The sequence below is a fragment of the Acinetobacter sp. 789_lipA genome, from assembly GCF_058242845.1.
The window spans coordinates 33348-53103 of record NZ_JBZAYS010000002.1 but is presented as its reverse complement, the minus strand read 5'-3'; the positions used below and the strand labels follow the sequence as shown (position 1 = coordinate 53103).

Below are 19756 nucleotides of genomic sequence, written 5' to 3'. Positions count from 1 at the left end.
AATCAGAATCGTGGAATATGAGAAATCATAAAAAAGCCCATTCGAGGGTGAATGGGCTTTTGCAATGTTTTACTGTACTGATTTTAAAAGATAAAACAATGGAATTTTGTATAACGTGTATTATGTTAATTTTAGAAGTTCTAAAATATATGTACTTTGAATAAGATGTCTAAATAAGCCATTTGTTATAATTTCTATAATAAATTAATGGCAAAATTAGAGGTGGTCCCACATGTTTGAACAACTAAAAGCTTATTTATAAGTGATACTCTGCTCTAGTTAAGCTACCTTATTTTGTTGTGGTAGCTGGTCATAGTAAAACTCATCTGGAGTCATTTTGTCCAGACTCGAATGAGGTCGTTTCAAATTATAAAATTCAAAATATGCGTTTAATTGCTTCTTCGCATCCAAAACATTGCTGTAGGCTTTGAGATACACCTCTTCATATTTAACGCTCCGCCATAATCGTTCAACCATCACATTATCAACCCATCGACCTTTACCATCCATACTGATTTGAATGCCATTTGATTTCAATACATCAATAAATGCATCACTGGTAAACTGACTGCCTTGGTCTGTATTAAATATTTCAGGTCGACCATATTTTTCAATAGCTTCATTTAATGTTTCTATGCAAAATGTAACCTCCATACTAATCGATACTCTATGCGCAAGTACCTTGCGGCTATGCCAATCAATCACAGCACATAAATAAACAAAGCCTTTTGCCATAGGGATATACGTTATATCCGTAGACCACACTTGATTACTGCGCTGAATAGCCAATCCTTTGAGCAGATATGGATATTTGCGGTGAGCTTGATTAGCCTGGCTTAAATTTGGTTTGCAATATAACGCATTAATGCCCATTTTCTTCATTAAAGTACGTGTATGACGTCGTCCTATATGATGTCCTTGACGATTCAACAAATCACGCATCATCCGGCTACCTGCAAAAGGGTATTGCATATGTAACTCATCCATACACCGCATTAGCTTCAGATCTGATGCACTCACAGGTTTTGGGCGATAGTAATAACAACCACGGGAGACTTTCAGCAGCTGAGCTTGCTTAGATACTGAAATCTGAAGTGAGTCATCGATTAACTTTTGTGGTTGAAGCGGCCCAGTTTCTTCAACACACCTTCTAAAAAATCAATTTCTAATGCCTGCTCACCGATTTTTGCATGTAGTTTTTTTAGATCGATGGGTGGTTCTGTTGGAGCTTTTGATTGATCGAAAGCTTGCGAGGAAGCTGAAATCAGTTGATTTTTCCAGTCGATAATTTGGTTTTGATGAACATCAAATTCAGCACTCAATTCAGCAAGTGTTTTTTCTGCTTTAATCGCAGCAAGTGCTACCTTAGCTTTAAAATCATTTGAATGATTTCTTCTTGGTCTACGTGCCATAAAATACTCCATATATTGATGTTTATAACATCATTTGGGGAGCAAAATATCACTTATAAGTGTTGTTCAAATTTCCTGATCCACCTCTATTAAATGGATCATTTGCAGAAACTACAAATATATGTCCGTGTAGTCGAAACACAGAGTTTTACTCATACTGCTGAAACATTAGGTTTGCATCGTCCACTTATTTCTAAAGCCATCAAACAGCTTGAAGATGAACTTGGTGTCAGATTACTCAATAGAACTACCCGTAAAGTGAACATGACCTTAGAAGGTGAAGCCTTTTATCAAAAAGCTTTACAATTACTTGAATACTTCGATGCTATTTTTAATAGTTTTCAGCCTAATCTACAGGCTCAAAATATATCTGGTAAGTTACGAATTAATGTACCTATCACTGTTGCTAAAGCAATTCTAATTCCTCATTTAGCTGATTTTAAACAGCAATATCCAAATATTGAGTTAATTCTGAAGTCTTCTGATTCCTTAGTGGATCTCATTGATGAAGGTGTAGATTTTGCTATTCGACTAGGATACTTAGATGACTCTACCTTAATTGCGAAATCTCTTGGACAAGTTGAAATGGTAACTTGTGCTGCCCCATCTTATTTAAAGAAATTTGGTACACCTCATACCTTAGATGATTTAAAACATCATCAAGCAGTTAATTATTTTAGCGGTAAACAACGTAAGGTCATGAATTGGAAATTTCTTGTGACTCAGGAAGTTCAAGAATATAAGTTAGATTCAAGTATTCTAGTTAATGATTCAGAATCATTTTTAAGTGCTGCCTTACATGGTCTGGGCTTGATTCAAGGGGTTCGTCATGCGATTCAACCCTATCTAGAGAATAGCCAACTTATTGAAGTGTTATCAACTTATCAAAATGTGCCTAAACCTATTTCTTTGCTATATACCCATCGAGAACATCTACCAGCTCGTATGCAAGTGTTTATAGATTGGGTTGAAAATGTTTTCGCAAAAGATTGTTATAAAAAATAGAACTAATCTATAAATAGATTGTTTATTTATCTGATCTATTTGAAAGATTATGCTGATTCCATCTATTTATCATTTGGAAAAGAAACATGTCTAAAACTGTAATGATGCGTGCAATTGGTAGTGCTGATGTCCTACAGATTGAAGATTTAGAGATTCCTGCCCCTAAAGCACGTGAAGTACAGATTTCAGTACATGCCATTGGCTTAAATCGGGCTGAAATCATGTACCGTACTGGTAATTATGTTATTGAACCAACTTTTCCTTCTGTACTTGGCTATGAAGCTGCAGGTGTCGTTACAGGGATTGGTGAAGGTGTTTCAGAGTTTAGTATTGGTGATGCGGTTAGTGTCATTCCATCTTTTGGCTTTGATGAATACGGTACATACGGAGAACTGATCAATCTGCCAGTCCATGCGATTGTGAAGCATCCTAAGAATTTGACATTCCAACAGGCTGCTGCAAGCTGGATGATGTTTGTGACGGCTTATGGTGCATTAGTACATTTTGGCAACTTACAGAAAGACCAATATGTTGTTATTGGTGCTGCATCAAGCAGTGTTGGCGTAGCAGCAATTCAGATTGCTAATATGATAGGCGCTACTCCAATAGCATTAACTCGTACTAGTGCTAAAAAGCAGCAACTCATAGATTTAGGGGCTAAATATGTGATCGCGACTGAAGAACAAGATTTAGTTGATGAGTTGAATCATATTACCAATCATCAGGGTGTAAATATGGTGTTTGATCCTGTAGGTGGACCAGCTGTAGGGAAAATCATGCAAGCTATGGCTAAACAAGGCACATTCTTCCAATATGGTGCGCTTGATACACGTGATATCCAAATGAGTGTTATGGATGTTTTGGGTAAACATTTAACATTACGTGGTTATGAGCTCTTTGAAATTACCACTGATTCAAATGCTCTAGAACAGGCAAAACAATTTGTTTATCGAGGTTTGGAGTCAGGTCAATTATCACCTTTAATTGACCAAGCCTTCAATTTTGAGGATATCCAAAAAGCTCATAAATATATGGAAACAAATGCCCAAATTGGAAAAATCGTAGTGAATGTTAAGTAATTTAGATGCCCTGTACTTCACTGTATAGGGCATTTTATCTGTTCCATTAAATTGAAAATACACTCATGCTCATAAGCCATTTATGGCTGTTATAAGAAAGCAAAAGGCCTAAACTAACGACCAGGCTTTAAATTTAAAAAAATACATAAAAATTAATGTCATAGAATCAATTTCACACGTTTTGTATAACGTGTATTATGTTGATTTTAGCGAAACTCAATAATAAAATTATTTATTTTTAGTTTTTATCTCACTAATTAATATTCCTAAAATGACACAAAGCCCACCAATAATAGCTAAAAATGGTAAACGCTCTCCTGCTAGCCTTCCGAATATTGCTGCCCAAACAGGCTCACCTGAATAGATAATAGCGGCTCTAGAAGGATCAACAGTACGTTGTGCCCAATTCATAGCAAATTGAATGAGTGTACTGGCAAATCCCAGACTTAATGTAACTACTACGAGTTGCCATGAAATATTAGGAATTTCCGTTTCTCCTGCGAAAGGCATGATAAAAAAACAGAAAATAGACGCTACTACTAATTGGATGATAGTGACATTCTTTAAATCGACTCTACCTGCAAACTTACTGATCAAAATGATTTCAAGGGCTATTCCCAGCGCACTCAAAAGAGTAAAAATTTGTCCTAAATTAAAGTTAACGCCCCTAAAATCATTCCCTGTTAGAAGTATCAAACCAATAAAGGAAAAAAATATTCCAATCCAAATAAAGATATTTGGAAGCTTCCGATAAAAAATCCAGATTAATATTGGTACAAGAGGAATATATAGTGCTGTTAAAAATGCAGACTCACTACTTGTTATCGTCTTTAAACCTATAGTTTGAAGTCCGTATGAAAGTGCTAGTACGGCACCTATCGAAATACCCGCAATAACATCATCTTTACTTATCTTTTTTAGATACTTAAACGTAAAAATAAGCAAAATCATAGCAGCAACCAGAAATCGGCAACCAACAAAGAAAATAGGAGTCGTGTAATTAAGGACATAGTGAACAGCTAAAAAGGTTCCTCCCCAAATCATAGTTATAAATACAAGTACGATCTCAGGAGGTAATCTTTCTTTTAAGAAATGAATTAAGGACATTACAAAATCTAAAGTGAAATATACTGCACTATTATTGCATTCATCTTGTTTATAGTGCAATATATTGCACATTAAACTTGTGAATACTCAGAATGAATACTGTCCTTGAATTTTTAGGAAAAAATATTCGTTTTTTTCGAGAGAAAATAGAACTGACTCAACAAGAGCTTGCTGATCGTTCAGGGGTAAGCAGACGTACAATAATTGCTTTAGAAGCAGATCAAATAAATATTAGTTTGGCTAAATTAGATGCTATAGCAAATGCCCTAAATATTAGTTTTAGTACTTTAGTTAGTCCGCTAGATTCAAAAATTCAACACTCTTGTACAAATATCTTAGCTTGGAAAGGCAATCATACAGAAAGCTATGCAAATTTACTGGGTACAGTGGATAACGGTACACAGACAGAAATGTGGATATGGTCACTAGCAGCTGGCGATTCTTATATAGCTGAACCTGATCCAGAAGGCTGGAAAGAAATGCTCTATATTATCCATGGAGAGTTAACACTTGAAATTGAAGGTCAATTTAAGATTCTAGGCCCTGAAGATTCGTTTATTTTTTCTAGCTCTACTTTGTACTCATATCATAATAAAAGTGATGAGCAGGTAAAATTTGTGAGAAATGTCATTCATTAGAATGATCATTTAACATAATGGCGCTTATACGAAACGCGTTTGTTAGAACCCATTTAAAGTGTCTATATTCTCACCAATAAAAATGTCTGGTTTATGATGGTTTTTATCACCATGGACTGGATATAAAATATAGATGCTGATCACTATGTCTGACAAAGAAATTCAACGTCTTGCAGTTCTGCAAGACGTTCGAGATCATCGTATTACCCAAGTCCGTGCTGCTGAAATCCTGAATCTTTCCACCCGTCAAATTACCCGGTTATTGCAGAAGCTCAATCAAGATGGTGTTTCAGGCATGACGCATGCCAGTCGTGGTCAACCGGGCCATCATCGCCATGACGATTTATTAAAATCGCAATGTCTTTCCATTATTTCTGAACATCTGCTGGGCTTTGGACCTACCTTGGCGCATGAGAAGCTCAGCAGCATGTTTGACCTGAATATCCCGGTAGAAACGGTTCGGCGCTGGATGACTGCAAATGACCTTTGGATTCCGCGATCCAAACGTCTAAAACGCCCATACCAGCCACGCTATAACCGTGATTGCTTCGGTGAGCTGATCCAGATTGATGGCTCATATCATGACTGGTTTGAAGGAAGAGCCACCAAATGCTGTTTGCTGGTTTATATCGATGATGCTACCGGCAAGCTGTTGCATCTACGCTTTTGTGAGGCTGAAACGACCTTTGACTATATGCTTTCAACCCGAGCCTACATTGAGCAATACGGCAAGCCCTTGGCCTTTTATAGCGATAAACACTCGGTATTTAGAGTCAACCAGAAATCCAGGCAAGACAGCCAGATCACGCAATTTGGGCGGATTCTGAATGAGTTAAACATTGATATTATCTTCGCCAATTCACCCCAGGCCAAAGGTCGCGTAGAGCGAGCGAATAGAACCCTTCAGGACCGTTTGATCAAGGAGATGCGCCTGGAAGGCATCTGTTCGATTGCAGAAGCAAATGCCTGGTTGCCCTGCTTTATTGAGCAGTTCAATCAGAAGTTCGCCAAATGTGCGCGAAACTCAAAGAACCTGCATCGACCATTAACCGAATCTGATCTTGAACTGGATGATATTTTTACCTGGCAGGAACCGCGTAAGGTCACCAAGAACCTGACGATTACCTATGACAAATGTATTTATCTGCTTGAACCGACAGAGCTGAATCATAAGCTTGCTGGGCAATACGTTTCATTTCTGGAGTATCCGGATGGCACTGTGGCCCTCATGCATGAAGGACGAAAGCTCAACTACAGCATCTTCAATAAATTGGCTGGGCTGCAGCAAAATGAGATTGTTGAGAATAAACGGTTAGGTTCAGTCCTGGCGCATATCCAGCAACAACATGAAGAATTGGAGAAACAGAATAAACGTTCCCGTGCCAAGAAAAGTATGCCGAGCCGTAAAGCTCAGAAAGCTGTTATTGGACAAAGAAATTTAAATCCTGTGCTTGACTCTTGTGGTTAAAAACAGGACATTTTAAATGGTTTATCGCATAGACATTTTAATTGGTGAATAACAGCGTTTCATAAAACCTTTGTTTTTCATATAGTTAAAAATTTTCGACCCACCTGAAAAACAGCAAAAAACCGGCTTGGAAACAAGTCGGCTTTTTTATGAACAGTTTTGATATATTCCGCCAATAAAACTGATCAATATTTAATCAAATTGAAACTTTTCTCAATATTCCCGGTCTTCCCAAGGCCGAAAATATCCCCAATTTCTGTGGATAAAATTTAGGCTATTTTGTAAGCAAAAGCGTACAGCAATCTCGGTCCTTTGCGGCTATCCGGAATACTGAAACTTTCCTATGATGAATTCATCAGGAACAGGATGTTCCAGGACATAAAACAATAATATTAAGTGTTAACACGTGGAATGTGGGGATATAACGGCAACGTCAGTCACACCAAATCAATAAAAAACCCCGACAGGATGTTGGGGTTTTTTATTATCTATACTTCTTAAATCAGAGTCGGATGAGCATCTAGGATACGAATTAAAGTCGCTGCAGGACCAGTTGGATTGTTCCCAGTTTTGTAGCGTTCTCGCGCTGATATGCAAACGTGCAGCAAAATCTGCCAGGGTTAGACCTAAATACAGCTTTAGACATTGAAAATACGACACAAACTGTCGCCACGAATACTTTATCGATTGTTTTTTACTCAAAATAAATTGATTATCTTAGTACTAAATTATTGTATTGGATGTAAAAAAGTATGGCTATTTACGGTAATTCTAAATTTTTAAAACATATCCCTGATTGGGAAGGTTGGGATAAAGTATATAAACCTAGTGAGCAAGTCCCACATTCTGGGATCTATAGATGCACAGGGTGTAATAAGGAAATTACATCAAATAAAGGAGATAAATTTCCTCCTCAAAATCACCATCAACACGGCTCAACCTTAAACAATATCCAATGGAAAATTATTATTTTTACAGATACTGCTGGTGAATATACCTACTAAAAATAAAAAACCAGTAAAAAAATTATTGTTTTTACTGGTTTTGTTTTAGCCGATGCCTAAAAAACGATATCTGACTCTTACAGTCTAACCTCGTTCAACGGTGTTGCTCGGATCCATAAATAGTAATTCATTCTTGTTAGAAGAAATTTGTACTATTTACTTCATTTTTATCGACCATTGGGCACAGAAATGGTCCATAAAGTAATATAAAATATTACTTTACACTTCTAATCATAAGCTACATATTCAATGAATGCAATCCTATTGGCACTGTTGCAAATAGAGATTTGAGACGATGATGTTCCCTTCAAAAAGCTTAGAGAACGAATAACCTGTTGATTAGACACACTTCACCCTGAGGCTGACCATAATAAAATGACGAAGCTTGGCCTTTACGTAGTGCACGCATGACTTCAATACCTTTAATTGTGGAATAAGCCGTCTTCATAGATTTAAATCCTAACATGGGCCTAATAATTCGTTTGAGCTTGCCATGATCACATTCGATCATGTTATTTTTGTACTTAACCTGCCTGTGCTCGAGGTCGGGTGGACATTTTCCTTCTCGTATCTTAAGAGAAAATTCTACTTTTAGACCCTATTATTTTTAGGGGGGATTACCGGATAACAGAAGTAGATCATAGCTGTGATAGCTCACAAGTTATAATTATTAATCGACTGATAAGGCCAATTGAACAGAACTATCGAAATGAAGAATAGCCTATTGTATTGTCTTACATTGTTTCTACTTATGGGATGTCAACCATTTGAAAGAACTGGATATATTTCTATTATAAATCAAACTAGTGACCCAATTACAGATCTCAAAATAACTTATATGAGCGCTCAAAAAACTTATAGTTTAGGTACTCTTTATCCTTATTCAGAATATAAATACGCCATCAATTATGAGCAGCACAATGAGGATTCAATAAACTTTTCATACTTAGATAAAAGTCATAAAAAAATTAGTCAAGAAGTAGCCGTATATGCAGCTAAATATAATCAGAATAACTATGAAATAATTATTGAATAGCAATAAAAGCACACCTAATTACAAGTTTTATATATAAATTTTTTTAATTAACGATTTAACGTAAAATCTCTTATTAGAAGTCAAAATTAGAAGCCTTGAGCTTTAATTTTTTTAAATTTTAAGCATAATGCATTGCAAGTTTTAAACCTAAAGCGTTCACTAAAAGATTGATATTATCAAAAATGAGGGGCAGATTCATAGTGCAATGCTTTATAAAGAGCTTCATGTCCACTACCTGCTTCTTTCACAATTTTAATCATACCTTTCTGCTCTTGAAATTAAACCAGGTGTAGGGACTAATTCGGCAGGATTATTCTCTTTATTGACCATATTAAGATATCTCATAATCCCGTTTCACTTTTGTCTGTATTTTTCTCTAGATACTGACTCTGGACCTAGATATTTCTGAAAATAGCACAGGCTAATTCCCTTTTAAATTAGTATTCATTACAAGAATTTTTAATAGATAATTTTACTTAACACTAGTTAATTTTTATAAATTTAGTAAATCTCTCTAACAGTAAAACTGATTAAGATTCTAATAAAACAATTAGAGTATAATATAAATAAAAAATAAGCTCTGAATTAGTATCAGAGCTTATTTTTTTATTTTAACTTTATTTTGTATTGTTTTACTGATCTTACTTAACCCGAATCGCGGATAAGAAATTGACTTGAAAAATAAGAGGACTAGAGCCATCAGTTGAGTTACCACACCAAACTCACAACTCTAGTCCTGATGTTCAATAGTACTGAATTATTCTGCGTAATTGATGATTTTTTTCTTAAATTTGAAGCAACTTATTGGGAGTTTCTCAAACAAAACCGTGATTCCCAAAGAGTCAGAACTGCTCAACTCACAATTTCAGAAATCTGCTTTATTGCCATTTGGTACAAATGTTCTCATTTCAATAATTTCAAAGCCTTTTTCACATGGCTAAAGCTAGATAAAAGCTATTTATTTAAGTACTTGCCTTGTTATCAACGTATGATTCATCTGATCAAAAGGCATGAATTAGCACTGCATGCCCTGCATGTCGCTCTGATGAAAAGTCAAGAAACACAATATTTATGGATTGATTCAACAATGCTACCTGTTTGTAAGAATCAACGTATTCAACGTCATAAATCATTAGTCCAAATTGCATCACGTGGTAGAAGCTCAATGGGCTGGTTTTATGGCTGTAAATTACATATTGCGATGAATCAATTTGGTGAAATTGCCTGTTCTGCTTTATCGAATGGACATGTTGCTGACATAAAAATGGTTGAGCAATTAGTTGATGGCCTAAACGGAAAACTTTACGGGGATCGAGGTTACATCAGCCAAGAATTAAAAATTAGATTGAAAGATCAAGGTATTGATTTAATTACTTATCATCGGAAGAATATGCAGGCTATTCAACTCTGTGCATCAGATGAATATCACCTAAGACAACGCAATAAAATAGAAACATTATTCAGTTTATTGAAGGGGCAATACAATTTAGTGACGAGTAAAGCACGTAGTCTTCATGGATTTCTCAGCGGAATTTACGCCTCACTATGTGCATATCAATTAACCCATCGAAATAAGCCAACAATTCAAATTAAGGAATAATCGGCTTAAGCAGGATTCGGGTTACTTACTTTGTTGTCCTTGTTGTCCTTGTTGATCTTGCTGGTTTTGTTGGTTTTGTTGATTTTGCTGGTTTTGTTGGTTTTGTTGATTTTGCTGGTTTTGTTGATTTTGCTGGTTTTGTTGGTTTTGTTGATCTTGCTGGTTTTGTTGATCTTGCTGGTTTTGTTGATCTTGCTGGTTTTGTTGTTGATTAGCCATTTTCATCTTCATCCATTTTTAATAGTTGGGAAATGCATCTATCTAAAATTTACATATTGTATTGAATAAAGATACATTATTAATGTCACAGTTTATTTCATTGTAAAATTATTTATTTTAGATTATCCAATATTTTACAACCTAGTGCATTAAATAAACAATAAGAGTATGAATTATAATTAATCTATAGATTTAAAATAACTGTCTTTGTTTAAATATAATTTCTAGTAAAGAAATAAATATTTCTTGTTAATTATGTTAATAAAAAAATATATAATATTTATATAATTGAATAGCTTAATAAAAATAATTTGTTATAAATATCACATTAGTTAATATATATATACATTAATAATTCACCATTAATTCATTATTTATAACTTATGCATTTTATCTTACCTAACAATGATAGGACGGTATAAATATGGCTACTCAAAATAATGAAAATGATACAGATACTTCTAAGCGCGGATTTGCAAGTATGGATCCAGAAAGACAACGCGAAATAGCAAGTCAAGGTGGGAAAGCCGCACATGAAAGCGGAAATGCTCACGAATTTACTTCAGAAGAGGCGCGTGAAGCGGGAAGAGCTGCTCACAGGAGTGGAAATGCTCATGAATTCACTTCAGAAGAAGCACGAGAAGCGGGCTCACGCAGCCATATAAACGATAAAAATTCCAATAATCGCAGCAGCCGTGATGACGACGATGATGATCGCGGTGGCCGCTCAGGCGGACGTGGTCGCAGCAGCAGCCGTGATGACGACGATGATGATCGTGGTGGCCGTTCAGGCGGACGTGGTCGCAGCAGCAGCCGTGATGACGACGATGATGATCGTGGTGGCCGTTCAGGCGGACGTGGTCGCAGCAGCAGCCGTGATGACGACGATGATGATCGTGGTGGCCGCTCAGGTGGACGTGGTCGCAGCAGCAGCCGTGATGACGACGATGATGATCGCGGTGGCCGCTCAGGCGGACGTGGTCGCAGCAGCAGCCGTGATGACGACGATGATGATCGCGGTGGCCGCTCAGGCGGACGTGGTCGCAGCAGCAGCCGTGATGACGACGATGATGATCGTGGTGGCCGTTCAGGCGGACGTGGTCGCAGCAGCAGCCGTGATGACGACGATGATGATCGTGGTGGCCGTTCAGGCGGACGTGGTCGCAGCAGCAGCCGTGATGACGACGATGATGATCGTGGTGGCCGCTCAGGTGGACGTGGTCGCAGCAGCAGCCGTGATGACGACGATGATGATCGCGGTGGCCGCTCAGGCGGACGTGGTCGCAGCAGCAGCCGTGATGACGACGATGATGATCGTGGTGGCCGCTCAGGTGGACGTGGTCGCAGCAGCAGCCGTGATGACGACGATGATGATCGCGGTGGCCGCTCAGGCGGACGTGGTCGCAGCAGCAGCCGTGATGACGACGATGATGATCGTGGTGGCCGTTCAGGCGGACGTGGTCGCAGCAGCAGCCGTGATGACGACGATGATGATCGCGGTGGCCGCTCAGGCGGACGTGGTCGCAGCAGCAGCCGTGATGACGACGATGATGATCGCGGTGGCCGTTCAGGCGGACGTGGTCGCAGCAGCAGCCGTGATGACGACGATGATGATCGCGGTGGCCGCTCAGGCGGACGTGGTCGCAGCAGCAGCCGTGATGACGACGATGATGATCGCGGTGGCCGCTCAGGCGGACGTGGTCGCAGCAGCAGCCGTGATGACGACGATGATGATCGCGGTGGCCGCTCAGGCGGACGTGGTCGCAGCAGCAGCCGTGATGACGACGATGATGATCGCGGTGGCCGTTCAGGCGGACGTGGTCGCAGCAGCAGCCGTGATGACGACGATGATGATCGCGGTGGCCGCTCAGGCGGACGTGGTCGCAGCAGCAGCCGTGATGACGACGATGATGATCGCGGTGGCCGCTCAGGCGGACGTGGTCGCAGCAGCAGCCGTGATGACGACGATGATGATCGTGGTGGCCGCTCAGGTGGTCGAGGTTCAGGTAGCACCCCACCGCGTGATGAACAAGGTCGATTTACTTCCAGATAGTTGTTTTATAGTGATATAGGTTAAGTAAATTTCATTCAAGTCAGTATGTTACTGGCTTGAATGAAGTTATAAGATTATATTTTTAATTGATAGCCAGATGTATGATTAAAGTTTTTGAAACAGTTGAAAAGGGGGAGTCTATGTCTAATAATGAAAATGATATTATTAGAAGATTAATTAGAATTATTGATGCCCAGGGTGAATCCAATCCAAACAAAAGAGTGGCGGCTATTTTAGCACTTAGTTACAGAAGTTTAGCTCCTAGAGAGAGCGCAAAAATTTTTATAAGAATTATAAATACAAAAATTGGACGAAGTGATGAAGAGAAAATTGCTTCAATTATTGCTCTTGGTAAACTTGGACAAGTATTTGCTGAGGATACTCTTAGAGAAGTGATTGGAGGATTGACGGAGTATAGTGAACAGGTAAAGAATGTCGCTATTGATACTTTAGATTTTTTAAAAATAACCGAATTTGAAGAAATCAAATCTTAGCTTTGGACTATTGGACTTAACCCTTTTAAGTTGAGAGTTTTTATAAGAAAATCTTTAGCTTTTTAATAAATAACTCTTCTAGAATCAATGCAGTAAACGTTAAATGAAGGACGATAAAGATAAATCCTGTTCGGATTGAGCGGGGGAAAGATGCAAATTTTGGAATATCGCTATTCCTCGATAGATCCTAAAAATATTCGCCCCTTTTTGCTCATCAGTGATTTCTGTCTAAGAGTATTAATCTAAATTTTATGAATTGAAGAAGGTAATAAAAAGCCTTAAAGTCTCTCCCAAAACTATAAGGTGAACCGTACCGGGTTTGTCGGAGACTTTTTATTTAAGTTAGGCCACCTGACCTAACGGGTTAATCTTATCATAGTACATTGCTTCAAAATCAAAAGGTGATACATAACCTAGTGCACTATGTACACGCTCTTTATTAAACCAATCTACCCAGTTTAGTGTCGCAAGTTGTACATCCGCTAAACCTTGCCAATCTGCTTTTAAATATTTAATCACCTCTGTTTTGTATAAGCCATTCACCGTTTCAGCCAAAGCATTATCGTATGAATCACCAGTCGTACCGACTGATGCTCGTAAATTTGCTGCTTCTAAACGATTGGTATAGCGAATGGAAAGATATTGCACACCCCTGTCGGAATGATGAATCACATTCTTTGGCATGCCTCGATCGTGCAATGCTTGCTCCAATGCATCGAGCACCATATCTGTATTCATCCGTGTAGATACTTTCCATCCAACAATTGCTCGTGAGAACACATCAATAATAAAGGCGGTATATACCCAGCCTGAATTTGTTTGAATATACGTAAAGTCTGCGACCCATAGCTGGTCAGGCTGATCTGCACTAAAATCCCGTTTCACTAAGTCGGCTGCTCGTTTTTGATCATCTCGGCTACGGGTGGTTTGTTTATTCTTACCACGCCAAACACCTTGTATACCTAGCTTTTGCATCAATCGAGCAACTGTACAACGTGCAATAACATAACCCTCACGTTTTAATTTTTGCCAGACTTTACGTACACCATATCGACCTGAACTTTCCTTCCAAATTCGTTTAATTTGTTCAGCATGATGCAAGTCATGTAAATCTCGTTTCGCTCGATGCTCTGGATTGTCCGCGAGATCTAAAGTTCGGTAATAGGTTGAAGGTGCGATCGGTAAAATTCTACAAATCGCCTCGACTCCGTACAGCTCTTTATTATTATGGATAAAATCCACCATTATTTGTGTGGGCGGTCGAGCTCCGCCTGGGCGAAAAAAGCGGCTGCTTTGCGTAGAATTTCATTGGCTCGTTGCAGTTCTTTATTTTCGCGTTCAAGTTGTTTAATGCGTTCTTGGTCTGAAAGCTGCTGTACTTTGATTGGATTCCGTTGATTTAAATGCTTCTGATGCCAGGAACGTAGTGTTTCAGGAGTACAGCCAATCTTGGGTGCAATTGCTGTGATTGCAGCCCAAGTAGAAGGATAATCTTTTTCGGATTCAATCAATAATTGAACCGCTCTATCTCTGATTTCAGGGGTATATTTGGGTTTTTTCATCGGAACATTCTCTCAGGAAAGTTGGTCTCCGACAAACCCGTTACGGTTCAAAGATTATCATCAGGACTAGAGTTGTGAGTTTGGTGTGGTAACTCAACTGATTACTCTAGTCCTTGTATTTTTCAACTCAGTCGCTTATCCGCGATTGAGGTTAATTAAGTTAATTTTTTGGTATTTTCTAAAAAATAATCAATATAAGTATCCCCAAGACAATTCTATACCAAGCAAATACTCTTAATGAGTGTTTTTCTACAAACTTAACCAAAGCTTTGATGACCAATAAGGCTGCAACAAATGCAGCCATAAAACCTACAGAAATATTTACTAAATTATCTGAAGTTAAAACATTAGCATTACGAAATAAGTCATAAGTTGCTGCCCCCAACATAGTGGGCATAGCAAGGAAAAAAGAAAACTCAGTTGCTGCTTTACGTGATAAGCCTAATAGCATGCCACCAATAATGGTTGCACCCGAGCGAGATGTACCAGGAACCATGGCAACACATTGTGCAAAACCCACAAGGATAGATTGCTTGAAACTAATGTCCGTGGCTTCAATAGTTTTTGGTTTATATTCTCTGGCTTCAACTGCAAAAATAATAAGTCCGCCAATAATTAAGGCAAAAGCGACCACCAATGGGCTAAACAACACTTGCTTAATAAAATCGACAGCTAAGACCCCAATAACCACGGCAGGAAGAAAGGCCACAAATACATTGATTGCAAAGCGTCTTGCATGCACCTCACCTGAAAAAAAGCCTCGAATCAATGCGATAATTTTTTGTCGATAAAGCCAACATACTGCCAAAATTGCTCCAAATTGAATAACAACCTCAAACACACGTCCAGAATCTGATTTAAAATCAATTAAGTGTCCGAAGAGAATTAAATGTCCTGTACTGGAGATAGGTAAAAACTCGGTTAAGCCTTCAATTAAACCTAAAAATAAGGCTTTAAGCAGTGCAAGATTATCCATAAATAGATGCAGTAAAGAGTTAAAATTTTCCATATTTTTAAGCTATTTTTCACTGTTTATAAATGAGCGTAGCTAAATTTTTACGCTTTTTTTACGGCAGGGTCTGAGTTGTGAATAGAGAGTTTACGCAGCTATTTTTCATACTAAGCTGTGGAATATCCCAATGTTTAGGATGGAAAAGATGAGTGCGATACTCATAGTGCATCAAAAAGTACAGCATCCAAAAATATGCTTTGTACAAAATAATCAAAATGATAGATATCTCAATAACTGTAAGGTGTTTTTAGCTCTGATAAATGGGAGTGAAATGCCATGTTAGAGTTTATTTTACTGCTCGCAATAGTCACTATTTTGGCTTATCCCTTGGGGAAATACCTCGCGGCAATTATGCAAAATCGTGAGATGAAAATTGACCCTGTGTTCAATTGGATTGAAAAACCAATCTATGCAGTGCTGGGAACCAATCCTAAACTTGGTATGAACGTGAAGACCTATTCATTGAGTTTCGTACTGAGTTGTTTGTTTATTGGTGTGGTCACTTGGGTATTATTCATGACTCAAGCAAGCTTGCCATTTAATCCCAATAACGCGCCGAATATGTCGTGGGATTTGGCCTTACATACCATGATCTCATTTTTAACCAATACCAATCAGCAACATTATACTGGACAGGCTCAACTGTCTTATTTGTCGCAAATGGTCGGTATTGTGGGGATGCAAATTATTACCCCGATGATGGGGTTGGCAATGGTGGTGGCTACTGTTCGAGCATTGTTTTATAAGGACTCGAATGCCCTTTCTGAAGAAGATCAAAATGCAAGTTTTAATCATAAAGTTCAGCGCATAAATATCGGGAACTATTGGGCGGATGTGATTCGACCAACGTTTCGGTTTTTAATTCCATTGTGCATGGTGTGGTCATTGTTGCTGAATAGCCAAGGGGTGCCATCTACATTTCAAGGCGGGCCTGAAGCTCAAGTCATCGATCAAACGACAGAATTGAAAACTCAAAAAATTCCATTGGGTCCAGTTGCACCAATGGTGGCTATTAAACAGTTGGGTAGTAATGGTGGTGGTTGGTATGGGCCGAATAGTAGTGTGCCACTGGAAAACCCAACACCATTATCAAACTTTTTAGAAATGTTGGCGATTCTTCTGATTCCAGTTTCTGTGATTTTCATGTTGGGTTTTTTCACCAAGCGTGCAAAATTTGCTGGCTTTGTTTTTGGCACAATGTTGTTGATGTCTGTTATTTCGGCAAGTAGTGCAATTTGGTCTGAGAGTCTTTCATCTACAGCCACACAGCTTTATGCAATGGAAGGAAAGGAAGTTCGTTTTGGCGAAGCTTCCTCGGCACTTTGGGCAGCCGTGACCACGCAAGTCAATAATGGTTCTGTCGATATGATGCATGACTCATCTGCACCACTCACAGGGTTTGTGGCTTTATCCAATATGCTGATCAATGCCATTTGGGGAGGGATTGGTTGTGGTTTACAGCAATTCATTATTTACCTGTTTTTGGCTGTGTTTATTGCGGGTCTAATGACTGGGCGTACACCTGAATTGTTAGGCCGAAAAATTGAAGCAGGTGAAATTAAATTGTTGGCAGTGGTCATTTTGATCCAGCCGATTGTGATTTTAAGTTTAACGGCTGTGACTTTATTTTTCCCTGAATTGACAGGCAATAGTAATCCGCAGTACCACGCTGTTTCACAAGTGCTGTATGAATATGTTTCTGCATTTGCCAACAACGGTTCAGGTTTTGAAGGTTTGGCCGATAACACCGTATGGTGGAATGTAAGTTGTGGTCTGGCTTTATTACTGGGTCGTTTCCCGACACTGATTATTCCATTGTGGATTGCAGCACGTTTAGCTGCGAAACGTCAGGCACCTGAAAGTAGCGGTAGTTTAAAAGTTGAAACCCCCACTTTTGCGTTCACACTGATTGCGATTGTGGTGATGTTGACTTTATTACAGTTTATGCCAGTCCTCGTCTTAGGGCCGATTGCTGATCATTTGTTATTGGTACAGGGGTAAGGGTGAGTACAATGAATCATTCAAAACAAGCGGTTCAGAATCAAGAAAATTTTCAAAACAAAGAAAATACGTCAACATTATTCCAAGCTGAAGCGTGGAAAAATGCATGTATTAAATTGCTTCCACAACATGCGATTAGAAATCCTGTCATGGCGATTGTGTGGCTCGGGACGCTGATTACCTTGGTCAGTACCTTGATGGGGAAAGCTGATTTAGTTTTTGGCTTATTGGTCACCTTTATTTTATTTATCACTGTCCTGTTTGCCAATTATGCCGAAGCGGTGGCGGAAGCCAAAGGTCGAGGTCAAGCATCCTCTTTAAGACAGGCCCGTCAGAATCTGACTGCACGCTTGATTCAGCATAAAGATGATACTGATGGTCAACACATTGCGGCTTCTTTATTGAAAATGCATGACCTGATAGAAGTTCGTGCAGGAGAGTTGATTCCTGCTGATGGTGAAATTATTTATGGTTTTGCCACCATTAATGAAGCGGCTGTTACGGGGGAGTCTGCACCTGTATTACGTGAAGCAGGCACAGACAAGTCGGGCGTGATTGGCGGAACCAAGGTTTTAACCGACCGTATTGTTGTACAAGTGATGGCCGAAGCAGGAAGTAGTTTCCTCGACCGCATGATTGCTTTGGTTGAAGGTTCTAACCGTCAAAAAACACCGAACGAAATCGCATTGGGTATTTTACTGACTGTGATGACGGTGACTTTTATTGTCGTGGTGGGAAGTCTGCCTTTTATTGGACATTTTCTGAATATTGAAATCAATCCAATCGTCTTGGTTGCGTTATTGGTATGTTTAATTCCAACCACGATTGGTGGCTTGCTGCCTGCAATTGGGATTGCGGGTATGAACAGAGCCTTAAAGGCTAATGTGATTGCGAAGTCGGGTAAAGCGGTTGAAGTGGCGGGTGATGTGGATGTGTTGTTGCTGGATAAAACAGGAACCATTACTTATGGTGACCGTCAGGCAACTGCATTTTATCCGCTAGCAGGTGTGACAGAGTCTGAACTTCGCCAAGCGGCGGTTCTCACGTCACTTGCAGACCCCACACCTGAAGGTAAATCGGTGGTGGCTTTGGCAAAAGAATTGGGTGAACGTGTGGTTGACCCAGATCAGGCGGAATTTATTGCTTTTAATGCATCCACGCGTATTTCAGGCATTAATTTGTCAGATGGTCATCAAATACGTAAAGGGGCTTTGGATGCGATTCTTAAATTTGCATCACAGACCCTTGAAAACCATAGCGAACTCAAAGCCCGTGTAGAGCAAGTCGCATCTAAAGGTGCAACCCCGTTGGTGGTCGCGAAAGATCAAAACCTTTTAGGGGTGATCGAGCTTTCTGATGTGATTAAGCAAGGGATTAAAGAAAAATTTGCGCGCTTACGTGAAATGGGCATCAAAACCGTCATGGTCACAGGGGATAACCCTTTAACTGCGGCAGCCATTGCAGCGGAAGCAGGTGTCGATGACTATATTGCTGAAGCAAGACCTGAAGATAAACTGCATTGTATTCGTGAAGAGCAGAATAAAGGGCATTTGGTGGCGATGGTCGGGGATGGGACCAACGATGCACCTGCTTTGGCACAGGCAGATATTGGACTCGCCATGAATTCAGGTACGCAAGCGGCCAAAGAAGCTGGCAATATGGTGGATTTGGATTCAGACCCAACCAAATTACTGGCAGTTGTTGAAATTGGGAAACAGCAGCTCATTACCCGAGGTGCATTAACCACTTTCTCCTTGGCCAACGATGTGTCGAAATACTTTGCAATTTTACCTGCATTGTTCGTTGCTGCTATTCCGCAAATGAATGTCTTAAATGTGATGCACTTGGGCAGTTCTGAAAGCGCCATTCTTTCAGCACTTATTTTTAATGCCATGATCATTCCATTACTCATTCCAATTGCTTTACGTGGTGTGAAGTTTAAACCGTCTACGTCTACACAATTGTTACGCCGAAATATGTTGATTTATGGGGTGGGTGGGGTGTTGTTGCCATTCGTTGCAATCAAAGTGATTGATCTGATGATCAGTCCATTGTTATCACTTTAA

The 19756-nt window shown here is 39.3% G+C and carries 15 protein-coding genes, 3 pseudogenes and 1 other annotated feature; of the genes and pseudogenes, 11 read left to right on the top strand and 7 right to left on the bottom strand.

Annotated features, from left to right (window positions below):
• Positions 1 to 279: 279 nt before the first annotated feature.
• Positions 280 to 1412, bottom strand: a protein-coding gene (locus AC4CUZ_RS18830; RefSeq protein ID WP_223235881.1) for an IS3 family transposase whose coding sequence is annotated in 2 segments (ribosomal slippage) — positions 280 to 1160 and positions 1160 to 1412 — 1134 coding nt in all. Because the reading frame shifts where the segments join, the coding sequence is not laid out codon by codon here.
• Between the two features lie 93 nt (positions 1413 to 1505).
• Between AC4CUZ_RS18830 and AC4CUZ_RS18825 the strand changes: the two genes are divergently transcribed.
• Together AC4CUZ_RS18825 and AC4CUZ_RS18820 are read left to right on the top strand one after the other, a co-directional pair.
• Complete coding sequence (locus AC4CUZ_RS18825; protein ID WP_171536388.1) at positions 1506 to 2417, top strand: LysR family transcriptional regulator; 912 nt, start codon at positions 1506 to 1508, stop codon at positions 2415 to 2417.
• A gap of 86 nt (positions 2418 to 2503) precedes the next feature.
• On the top strand, positions 2504 to 3496 hold the full coding sequence (locus AC4CUZ_RS18820; RefSeq protein WP_171536389.1) for a zinc-dependent alcohol dehydrogenase family protein: 993 nt from the start codon (positions 2504 to 2506) through the stop codon (positions 3494 to 3496).
• Positions 3497 to 3724: 228 nt separating this feature from the next.
• Here the strand turns inward: AC4CUZ_RS18820 and AC4CUZ_RS18815 are convergent, their stop codons facing one another.
• Positions 3725 to 4603, bottom strand: coding sequence for a DMT family transporter (locus AC4CUZ_RS18815; RefSeq protein ID WP_214646294.1), 879 nt, complete (start codon positions 4601 to 4603; stop codon positions 3725 to 3727).
• Between the two features lie 83 nt (positions 4604 to 4686).
• On the opposite strand from AC4CUZ_RS18815, the gene AC4CUZ_RS18810 reads away from it, so the two are divergent.
• The gene (locus tag AC4CUZ_RS18810; protein WP_443516289.1) at positions 4687 to 5241 is read left to right on the top strand and encodes a helix-turn-helix domain-containing protein; all 555 of its coding nucleotides are present in this window, start codon (positions 4687 to 4689) and stop codon (positions 5239 to 5241) included.
• A 133-nt stretch (positions 5242 to 5374) separates the two neighbouring features.
• Positions 5375 to 6709, top strand: coding sequence for an ISNCY family transposase (locus AC4CUZ_RS18805; RefSeq protein WP_071851543.1), 1335 nt, complete (start codon positions 5375 to 5377; stop codon positions 6707 to 6709).
• Positions 6710 to 7206: 497 nt separating this feature from the next.
• On the opposite strand, the pseudogene AC4CUZ_RS18800 reads toward AC4CUZ_RS18805, so the two are convergent.
• Positions 7207 to 7336 (bottom strand): annotated as a pseudogene (locus AC4CUZ_RS18800) (helix-turn-helix domain-containing protein); the annotation flags it as partial.
• A gap of 125 nt (positions 7337 to 7461) precedes the next feature.
• Here AC4CUZ_RS18800 and AC4CUZ_RS18795 point away from each other — a divergent pair.
• The gene (locus AC4CUZ_RS18795; RefSeq protein WP_482830846.1) at positions 7462 to 7713 is read left to right on the top strand and encodes a hypothetical protein; all 252 of its coding nucleotides are present in this window, start codon (positions 7462 to 7464) and stop codon (positions 7711 to 7713) included.
• Positions 7714 to 8029: 316 nt separating this feature from the next.
• On the opposite strand, the pseudogene AC4CUZ_RS18790 reads toward AC4CUZ_RS18795, so the two are convergent.
• A pseudogene (locus tag AC4CUZ_RS18790) lies at positions 8030 to 8281 on the bottom strand (DDE-type integrase/transposase/recombinase); the annotation flags it as partial.
• Positions 8282 to 8464: 183 nt separating this feature from the next.
• Here AC4CUZ_RS18790 and AC4CUZ_RS18785 point away from each other — a divergent pair.
• Entirely contained in the window at positions 8465 to 8749 is a 285-nt protein-coding gene (locus AC4CUZ_RS18785) for a hypothetical protein (protein WP_490748094.1), read from the top strand.
• A 739-nt stretch (positions 8750 to 9488) separates the two neighbouring features.
• Positions 9489 to 10349, top strand: a complete 861-nt coding sequence (locus AC4CUZ_RS18780) for an IS982 family transposase (RefSeq protein WP_490748118.1) — start codon at positions 9489 to 9491, stop codon at positions 10347 to 10349.
• Positions 10350 to 10370: 21 nt separating this feature from the next.
• Here the strand turns inward: AC4CUZ_RS18780 and AC4CUZ_RS18775 are convergent, their stop codons facing one another.
• Positions 10371 to 10568 (bottom strand): hypothetical protein, encoded by a 198-nt coding sequence (locus tag AC4CUZ_RS18775; RefSeq protein ID WP_490748093.1) that lies wholly within the window; start codon positions 10566 to 10568, stop codon positions 10371 to 10373.
• Positions 10569 to 10992: 424 nt separating this feature from the next.
• Here AC4CUZ_RS18775 and AC4CUZ_RS18770 point away from each other — a divergent pair.
• Together AC4CUZ_RS18770 and AC4CUZ_RS18765 are read left to right on the top strand one after the other, a co-directional pair.
• Positions 10993 to 12237: pseudogene (locus AC4CUZ_RS18770) on the top strand (KGG domain-containing protein); the annotation flags it as partial.
• 524 nt (positions 12238 to 12761) lie between these two features.
• A complete protein-coding gene (locus AC4CUZ_RS18765) occupies positions 12762 to 13115 on the top strand; it encodes a hypothetical protein (RefSeq protein WP_447054519.1) in 354 nt (117 codons plus the stop codon).
• A gap of 342 nt (positions 13116 to 13457) precedes the next feature.
• Here AC4CUZ_RS18765 and AC4CUZ_RS18760 read toward each other — a convergent pair.
• Positions 13458 to 14677, bottom strand: a protein-coding gene (locus AC4CUZ_RS18760) for an IS3 family transposase (RefSeq protein WP_490747898.1) whose coding sequence is annotated in 2 segments (ribosomal slippage) — positions 13458 to 14401 and positions 14401 to 14677 — 1221 coding nt in all. Because the reading frame shifts where the segments join, the coding sequence is not laid out codon by codon here.
• Positions 14286 to 14402, bottom strand: a sequence feature (AL1L pseudoknot). Its footprint overlaps the gene before it by 117 nt.
• Before the next feature lie 178 nt (positions 14678 to 14855).
• On the bottom strand, positions 14856 to 15653 hold the full coding sequence (locus AC4CUZ_RS18755; protein ID WP_490748092.1) for an undecaprenyl-diphosphate phosphatase: 798 nt from the start codon (positions 15651 to 15653) through the stop codon (positions 14856 to 14858).
• 312 nt (positions 15654 to 15965) lie between these two features.
• Between AC4CUZ_RS18755 and kdpA the strand changes: the two genes are divergently transcribed.
• Entirely contained in the window at positions 15966 to 17690 is a 1725-nt protein-coding gene (gene kdpA, locus AC4CUZ_RS18750; protein ID WP_490748091.1) for a potassium-transporting ATPase subunit KdpA, read from the top strand.
• Positions 17691 to 17701: 11 nt separating this feature from the next.
• The gene (kdpB, locus tag AC4CUZ_RS18745; RefSeq protein ID WP_004762558.1) at positions 17702 to 19756 is read left to right on the top strand and encodes a potassium-transporting ATPase subunit KdpB; all 2055 of its coding nucleotides are present in this window, start codon (positions 17702 to 17704) and stop codon (positions 19754 to 19756) included.

What these genes read in the sequence shown, in the direction of transcription:
- AC4CUZ_RS18755 (WP_490748092.1), bottom strand. Translation starts at nt 15,653, where the DNA reads ATGGATAATCTTGCACTGCTTAAAGCCTTATTTTTAGGTTTAATTGAA.
- AC4CUZ_RS18805 (WP_071851543.1), top strand. Translation starts at nt 5,375, where the DNA reads ATGCTGATCACTATGTCTGACAAAGAAATTCAACGTCTTGCAGTTCTG.
- kdpB (WP_004762558.1), top strand. Translation starts at nt 17,702, where the DNA reads ATGAATCATTCAAAACAAGCGGTTCAGAATCAAGAAAATTTTCAAAAC.
- AC4CUZ_RS18785 (WP_490748094.1), top strand. Translation starts at nt 8,465, where the DNA reads ATGGGATGTCAACCATTTGAAAGAACTGGATATATTTCTATTATAAAT.
- AC4CUZ_RS18815 (WP_214646294.1), bottom strand. Translation starts at nt 4,603, where the DNA reads ATGTCCTTAATTCATTTCTTAAAAGAAAGATTACCTCCTGAGATCGTA.
- AC4CUZ_RS18795 (WP_482830846.1), top strand. Translation starts at nt 7,462, where the DNA reads ATGGCTATTTACGGTAATTCTAAATTTTTAAAACATATCCCTGATTGG.
- AC4CUZ_RS18825 (WP_171536388.1), top strand. Translation starts at nt 1,506, where the DNA reads ATGGATCATTTGCAGAAACTACAAATATATGTCCGTGTAGTCGAAACA.
- AC4CUZ_RS18780 (WP_490748118.1), top strand. Translation starts at nt 9,489, where the DNA reads ATGTTCAATAGTACTGAATTATTCTGCGTAATTGATGATTTTTTTCTT.
- AC4CUZ_RS18775 (WP_490748093.1), bottom strand. Translation starts at nt 10,568, where the DNA reads ATGGCTAATCAACAACAAAACCAGCAAGATCAACAAAACCAGCAAGAT.
- AC4CUZ_RS18820 (WP_171536389.1), top strand. Translation starts at nt 2,504, where the DNA reads ATGTCTAAAACTGTAATGATGCGTGCAATTGGTAGTGCTGATGTCCTA.
- AC4CUZ_RS18765 (WP_447054519.1), top strand. Translation starts at nt 12,762, where the DNA reads ATGTCTAATAATGAAAATGATATTATTAGAAGATTAATTAGAATTATT.
- kdpA (WP_490748091.1), top strand. Translation starts at nt 15,966, where the DNA reads ATGTTAGAGTTTATTTTACTGCTCGCAATAGTCACTATTTTGGCTTAT.